This window comes from Aestuariivirga sp. (assembly GCF_041738905.1).
GTDB lineage: Bacteria > Pseudomonadota > Alphaproteobacteria > Rhizobiales > Aestuariivirgaceae > Aestuariivirga.
The window spans coordinates 1-6,725 of record NZ_JBGSOZ010000064.1; the positions used below are offsets into that span (position 1 = coordinate 1).

Here is a 6,725-nt window from a genome sequence, read left to right on the forward strand (position 1 = left end):
TACCAGCCCCCGATGCCGATGCGCGCGAAGGCCATGGCCGCCGAGGCCATGCCCGCCCCCGTCCCGGTGGCCGCGGGCGAGCAGACCCTGTCGATCGACGTGAACATCACCTGGGAAATCCGCTAGCGCATTGGGCGAGCAAGTGGAAACATTTGCGAAGCGGAAAATGCGCCGGATTCAAAGCTTTCGAGCAACCTATCGGCGGACAATCGACCGCCGGTTGCTCTAACTGACATTGCCTGGCAGCATGGCCATGATAGTTTCCGGCCATGCCCGTCCTTGAGCGAGACCCCTGGAGGTTCCAGTACTTCGAGAGTGTTCCGTGCCCGGATGATGTGCTTATCCCCACGGACGATCCCGATTGCTGGACGCTCTATCCACGCCACCGCTGGATCTATGACAAGCTGAAGGTGGCGGAGAGCCAGGGCATTGCCTGCGGTCCGCACGGCGTGCCGCCTGATCGCTATCCGGTGTTTTCAAAGCCGATCGTGAATCTCAAGGGCATGGGGCTCGGCAGCCGCGTCATCGCCAGCGCGGGTGAAATGGACCACGCCTCGCAGCCGGGCCACATGTGGATGGAACTGCTGAGGGGCCCTCATGTCTCGACCGACTGCGCCATTCAGGATGGCCGCATCGTGTGGGCCCGGCACGCCACGGGCGTTCCATGGCTCGACGGCATGTTCCGGCACTGGACCATCCATGCCAAGCCCTTTCCCGATCTTGAGACCTACCTCTCCCGATGGACCTCTGAGCACATGCGAGGCTACACCGGCATCATCAATTTCGAGACCATCGGCGGACTCATCATCGAAGCACACCTGCGCTTTGCCGACCAGTGGTGCGACCTCTATGGCGAGGGCTGGGTCGAGGCCCTTGTCCGGCTCTACGCGAAGGGCGAATGGTACTTTGCCGATGATGATCGCCGCGACGGCTACTCCATTCCGCTCTTCGCCGCGCATGGCCATGCCTTCCGCCATCCCTCGTTGGAGTTTCAGTTCCGCATCCGCGCCATGCCCGATGTAAAGAGCCTGCAAGTTACCTTCCACGAGGTGAAGGCCCCGGAGGACCATCCGATGCCGCCGGGCGGATTCAGGCTCGCCGTCATCAATGCAACCGATCTCGATGCAGGCCACGCGGCGCGGCGGGCCCTCGCCAAGGCGTTTCCGCAAGACCAGATTCTCGACCAGACTTAAGCTTCGCCGGTGAGGTCGATGACCTCGGCCTTGGGGAGCGGTCCAGCGCCCGGTTGCTCGGGCCAGTGGCGGAAGGTCTGCACGGCTCCCGATGCCCGCACCTGCGCCATGAGGCCGAGGTCCACCGTGGCATGGACCCATTGTTCGGCGTTCATCTCGCCCAACGCCACCACGCCGCCCGGCGGAAATCCCTTGTCGGACGGCGCGAAGATCCCGGCGGCGCCAGCATTGACGGGAGACCCCGGGCAGAACGGCGCTTGCCCCACGACGGGCGCATGGACCGTATAGACTTGGTTTTCCAGCGCCCGCGCCATGGCGCCGATACGGACGCGCCAGTAGCCATGTTCGAGTTCGGTGTTGGAGGGCGCAAGGATGATGTCTGCCCCCGCCTCGGCCAGCGCGCGCGACAGCAGCGGGAACTCGATGTCGTAGCAGATGAGGAGCCCGACCTTCGCCTTGCCGATGTCGAAGACCTTGAGGCTGCGGCCGCCTTTGATGTTCCAGGTCTCGCGCTCGCCGGGCGTCGGCATGATCTTGTCGAAATGCCCTTTGGCGCCATTCGGCCCGAAGATGTGGGCGACATTGACGACCGAGCCATCGGGCCGAAGCTGCGGCGCGCTTCCGGCGACGATGGTGACGCCATGCTTTTTCGCGAGGGCAGCGTGAACCCTGTCAATCTCCGGGATGAGGGCGGACACCGCGCCGAGGCATCCCGTCAGGTCGCGGCCCGCTTCGCTCAGCGAACCGAGCTCAAGGGCGGCGTATTCCGGAAAGACCAGAAGCTCCGCCCCATGCCTCACGGCCTCCTCCACCCAGCGGGTGATCTTGGCTTCATACTCGCCAAGGCTGTCCATCTCGGAGAGCGGATACTGCGCGGCGGCGATTGAAAGGGTGCGACTCATGGTCTGGTCTTCCTTGTGGGCACTGCAGGTTCGGGATCATTGCCATCCTGGACATGAAACCGGTGCAGGATGCGATGATAGATGGGCGCGAGGATAAGGCCAGCGACGGCGAAGAGCAGCAGCCCCGAGACGATTGCATAGAGCCCGGCGAAAATTTTCCCTCCTGTGGTGAACAGCGGTGTGAGCGGCCCCATGCCCGACAGGATCATTGCGGCATTCACGAAGGCATCGACGGCGCCCATATACTCGAAACCCATGTACCCTGCCATGCCGATGCCCAATGAGACGGCAATGATGACCATAGACCACAGCCCATTTCGCAGCAGGCGCTTGGAAAACACCCCTCTGCTTGCCACAGGTTGCTTGCGGCGTTCGAAGTGAAACAGATGATGCATGACGTCTCCTCGCCAGAAAGTGACGGCACATTTGATCTTCCGCAAGGCGGGAACCTCAAGCCGGGGCCAGAATTAGTGTATATCAAGGAGGATTCAATGAATCGATTGAACCATAATACCCGTGTTCTGGTGACAGATGGCGGTCGCGCGCAAGTTTTCCGCAATGTCGGCCAGGTTGGCAAGCCTGACCTCCGTTCGGTCAAGAATTATGACAACGATACGCCCCCCACCCGTGAGCTTGGCACCGACAAGCCGCCACGCGTCAACAGCCTGGGCGGCGACCGCTCGTCGATCGACGCCACCGACTACCATCAGCAGGCCGAGGACCGCTTCATCCAGCAGATGGCGGCCGACATGGACGCCGATCTGAAGGCGGGCGAGTTCACGGAACTGGTCGTCGTGGCACCGCCCGTTGCCTTGGGCGTCTATCGCAAGGCTGCGTCTCTGCAGCTGCAGAAGGCGACGCTGCAGGAAATCAACAAGGACCTGACAAAGCACAGCGCGGCGGATGTCGCGGCCATCGTCGTCAAGGCGCTTGAAGGCGATTGAGCCCTCCGCTATCGGGGAGGCCATGGCTGAAACACATGACCTCTTCGTCACCCGCATCTATCGCGCCGATGACATCGCGCCCGCGAAACTGAACCGCGAGCTTGAGGCCGTCGCCATGTCGCTCAGCATGGACGATGTGGCCGGTCTCAGATGGTGCGACAAGCATGGTTATCCAGGCTACACGTCATACGCATCGCTGAACGACCTGCCCTGGCGCTTCCCCGAATTCGAGCGGCTGGTGAAGCTGATCGACAAGCACGCGCTGGCCTATGCCAAGCAACTGCACTGGGATTTGCGCGGCATGAAGCCGGTATGCGATTCCCTGTGGGTGAACGTCATGCCCGAAGGCGGTTCGCACACGTCCCACATCCACCCCAACTCCGTCATCAGCGGCACCTACTATGTCGCCGTGCCCGAAGGTGCTGGCCCCATCGTCTATGAAGACCCGCGCCTTGGGTTCCACATGGCCGCGCCGCCGCGCAAGAAGAACGCGCCCGAAGCCTTTAAGTCGCATGTGCATTTCAGCCCGAAGGTCGGAACCCTCATGCTGTGGGAAAGCTGGCTCCGTCATGAGGTGCCGCTGAACCGGGCCGAGGGCAACCGGATAAGCGTCAGCTTCAACTACTGCCTGGGCTGAACGATTCAGCCCTGATCGAACATCCTGTCACCCACCTGATCGACGATCTGGCGGCCCTTCACGAGGGAATGGTCGGCGGCTGAATCCTCATCCGAGAACCGGTCAGCGCGCACGAAGCGGTGCTCCTTCAGCACGCCATTGACGCTCTTGGCGATGATGCCGCACGTCTGCCACTGGCCGCCCTCCTTGTAGGGCATGGCCTTGATTACATAGCCCTTGTGCTCGACCTGCGCCTTTGCGGCCGCCGGTGCGGCCTCGCCGGACTTGTCGCCGCCGCCAAAGAGCTTCTTCAGGAATGACATCGTGAACATCCTCGATTGATTGGTATGGCCGCCACCGTACCGGTGCAATCACCGGATTTCAATGTATGGGTCAAGGGCTAAGCGGGCACCCTGCCCTTGACTGCATGGGCCCGCGCACCGGTGGTGATGGCGCCGCTGCCGCCTGCAGGTAGCCTCAGCCTGACCTTTTCCCTGAGGACCTCGCGAGCCTCTGGTGTCAGCCCCTTGAGAAGCTGCGAGAGGCGCGGTCCTGATTGGCTGATCGACCACAATTCCTCGAAATTGCCGAATGTACGCTCGACGATGATCTCGCGCGTCTCGACGCCGGTCAGCCCGGCTTCGGTCCACAGGCCGCGAAGATTGTCCATGCGCGAAGCTTCTGCACTCGGTGGCAGAAGCGGCGGAAGTCCCATGGACTCCATTTCCTCCTGAATGACGTGCAGCGGAAAACCGCCGCCAAGAATGTCCCAGGCATATGCCGAGATCACGCCGCCCGGCCTCACCACGCGCACCATCTCGGCCACACCCTTCGCCGGTTGAGGCACGAAGAAGATGACGAGCGCCATCACGGCCGCATCGAAACTCTTGTCCTCGGCCGAAATGGCCATGGCATCGCCCTCAACGAACGTCGCAACCCCGGCCTTGTGCCGCTCGCGCGCATAGGTGAGCTGCGCGGGCGATGGATCGAAACCCAGCACGCGCGCAGGCTTGCAGCGCTCCACCAGCAATTCGGTGAAGGCACCGTTGCCGCAACCGACGTCAATCCAGTCCAGTCCTGGCTCTGGTTTCACCCAATCAAGAAACTGCTGGCCGACGGATCGGCTCCATATGCCCATGAACGACTCGTAGGCGGCCCCATCTTCGAAGCGGATCTGCGGCTGCTCGCTCATGGAAAGCTCTCCTTACCCGAAGCGGTAGCTCGACGCCGTGATGCCGCCGTAGGCATTGTTGTCGTAATAGATGCGGGTGGCCTTCTCGGACTCGGCAGCGCCCACCGCAGTCATCAGCGGAATGAGATGATCCTCTTCGGGGTGGCAGATGCGGGCGGCGGGTGCCGTATCCCAGGCTTTCAGCAGTTCCACGCGCTTTTCAGGCTCGCTGGTCACGGCGGCATCGAGCCACGCATCGAATTGCGCAGACGGAATGCGGCCCGGTTCGCCCATGCGGCGGAGATTGTGATAGCTGAGCCCAGATCCCACGATGACGACGCCTTCGTCCCGCAAGGGAGCGAGCGCCCGGCCCAGTTGAAGATGAAGCTCAGGATCGTATCCGGATTTCAGCGAGACCTGATAAGTAGGCACGCTCGCATCGGGATACATCACCGCCATGGGCGCGAAGACACCATGATCATACCCCCGCGCAGGATCGAGATGGGTGGAAAGCCCTGCGTTGGCGATGAGGTCACGCGTGCGGGCTGCAAGTGCCGGCGCTCCCGGCGCTTCATACTTGATCTCGTAGGTGAAGGCAGGAAAGTTTGAATAGTCATAGACCATCGGCGGATTGGCAGATGACATGACCGCGAAGTCAGGCTCCTCCCAATGCCCGGAAACCATAAGGATGGCCTTGGCGGGCTCCGGCAACTGGCCGGGAATGGCAGCGAGTGAATCCTCCAGCGGCTTCAGCATCGCCCGCATCTGCGGAAGCCACGGCCACGGTCCGCCACCATGAGAAATGAAGAAGGTGGGCATGCGATTGCTCATCTGGCAACTCCCGTAAGCGATTGGACTATCCGAGCAGGGACTTCACGGTGGCCCCGGCCTTGGCCATGTCCATCTGCCCCGCATACTTCGCCTTGAGCTCAGCCATGACCTTGCCCATGTCCTTGACCGTGGATGCGCCCACGGCCTTGATGATGCCTGCCACCACGTCCTTCGCCTCGTCGTCCGACAATTGCTTCGGCATGAAGGACTGGATGATGGCGATCTCGTCACGCTCGTTCTGGGCCAGTTCGGGGCGTCCGCCCTGCTCGTAGACCGCAACCGATTCCTGCCGCTGCTTCACCATTTTCGCAAAGAGCTCCACCAGCCCTGAATCCGGTGTGAGCACTGAGTCATGACCGTCGGTGCGGCTGTTGATATCCTTGTCCTTGATGGCGGAGCTCATCAGGCGCAGCGTCGAGAGACGCTTCTTGTCGCCGGATTTCATGGCCTCCTTGGTGGCAGCTGAAATGTCTTCGCGCAGGCCCATGGCATATCTCCCTGATCTGACGTTCAGATAGTCCCTGAATCTCAATGTTACAAAAAAATTCGCTCGGCCTGTCGAAATGCTCAAGCCTCGCGGCTCAATGGCATGCAGGGTGGAATCGACCGCCCCGCCGCAGTCATGATAAACTCCAACCCGAAGGGACACCCAAACGCCATGAAATACATGCTCGTATTCGTCGAAACCGCCGAAGACTTGGCCAAGCGCGACAGCGCCGAGGCTCCGGCTTACTGGGCGAGCTGGTCGGCCTATGTCAAGGCCGTGGAGCAGGCTGGTATCGTCGTCTCCGGCGCCGGCCTGATGCCGCCCGCCATGGCCACGACCGTGCGGGTGCGCGACGGCAAGCGGCACGTTCAGGACGGGCCCTATTCCGACACCAAGGAACAGCTTGGCGGCTTCTATGTGATCGACGTGCCTGATCTCGATACGGCCCTTGACTGGGCGGCGAAGTGCCCGGCCGCGGCCTATGCCTCGGTCGAGGTGCGCCCCGTCATGCAAATGGACGAATGACGGCGGAAGCCGCTGCGCGTGCGGCGGATCAGGCGGCCCGCCAGAGCTATGGCCGC

At 62.1% G+C, this 6,725-nt stretch carries 10 protein-coding genes; 4 read left to right on the forward strand and 6 right to left on the reverse strand.

Going from position 1 to position 6,725, the window contains the following annotated elements:
- Nucleotides 1-269: 269 nt before the first annotated feature.
- A complete protein-coding gene (locus tag ACEW8Q_RS04910) occupies nt 270-1,193 on the forward strand; it encodes a hypothetical protein (protein ID WP_373502937.1) in 924 nt (307 codons plus the stop codon).
- Here the strand turns inward: ACEW8Q_RS04910 and ACEW8Q_RS04915 are convergent.
- Nucleotides 1,190-2,095, reverse strand: coding sequence for a carbon-nitrogen hydrolase family protein (locus tag ACEW8Q_RS04915; RefSeq protein WP_373502938.1), 906 nt, complete (start codon nt 2,093-2,095; stop codon nt 1,190-1,192). The two genes, ACEW8Q_RS04910 and ACEW8Q_RS04915, sit on opposite strands and share 4 nt — an antisense overlap.
- Complete coding sequence (locus tag ACEW8Q_RS04920; protein ID WP_373502939.1) at nt 2,092-2,490, reverse strand: hypothetical protein; 399 nt, start codon at nt 2,488-2,490, stop codon at nt 2,092-2,094. Before ACEW8Q_RS04920 ends, ACEW8Q_RS04915 begins: the two co-directional genes overlap by 4 nt.
- Before the next feature lie 96 nt (nt 2,491-2,586).
- On the opposite strand from ACEW8Q_RS04920, the gene ACEW8Q_RS04925 reads away from it, so the two are divergent.
- Nucleotides 2,587-3,039, forward strand: coding sequence for a host attachment protein (locus tag ACEW8Q_RS04925; protein ID WP_373502940.1), 453 nt, complete (start codon nt 2,587-2,589; stop codon nt 3,037-3,039).
- Between the two features lie 22 nt (nt 3,040-3,061).
- On the forward strand, nt 3,062-3,676 hold the full coding sequence (locus ACEW8Q_RS04930) for a TIGR02466 family protein (RefSeq protein WP_373502941.1): 615 nt from the start codon (nt 3,062-3,064) through the stop codon (nt 3,674-3,676).
- Between the two features lie 5 nt (nt 3,677-3,681).
- Here the strand turns inward: ACEW8Q_RS04930 and ACEW8Q_RS04935 are convergent, their stop codons facing one another.
- The 4 genes from ACEW8Q_RS04935 to ACEW8Q_RS04950 form a co-directional block, all read right to left on the reverse strand.
- The gene (locus ACEW8Q_RS04935) at nt 3,682-3,978 is read right to left on the reverse strand and encodes an HlyU family transcriptional regulator (protein ID WP_373502942.1); all 297 of its coding nucleotides are present in this window, start codon (nt 3,976-3,978) and stop codon (nt 3,682-3,684) included.
- Between the two features lie 77 nt (nt 3,979-4,055).
- Nucleotides 4,056-4,847 (reverse strand): class I SAM-dependent methyltransferase, encoded by a 792-nt coding sequence (locus ACEW8Q_RS04940; protein ID WP_373502943.1) that lies wholly within the window; start codon nt 4,845-4,847, stop codon nt 4,056-4,058.
- A 12-nt stretch (nt 4,848-4,859) separates the two neighbouring features.
- On the reverse strand, nt 4,860-5,657 hold the full coding sequence (locus ACEW8Q_RS04945; RefSeq protein WP_373502944.1) for a class III extradiol ring-cleavage dioxygenase: 798 nt from the start codon (nt 5,655-5,657) through the stop codon (nt 4,860-4,862).
- 25 nt (nt 5,658-5,682) lie between these two features.
- Nucleotides 5,683-6,144, reverse strand: a complete 462-nt coding sequence (locus ACEW8Q_RS04950; RefSeq protein ID WP_373502945.1) for a GatB/YqeY domain-containing protein — start codon at nt 6,142-6,144, stop codon at nt 5,683-5,685.
- Between the two features lie 171 nt (nt 6,145-6,315).
- On the opposite strand from ACEW8Q_RS04950, the gene ACEW8Q_RS04955 reads away from it, so the two are divergent.
- A complete protein-coding gene (locus tag ACEW8Q_RS04955) occupies nt 6,316-6,669 on the forward strand; it encodes a YciI family protein (RefSeq protein ID WP_373502946.1) in 354 nt (117 codons plus the stop codon).
- The last annotated feature ends 56 nt before the right edge of the window (nt 6,670-6,725 follow it).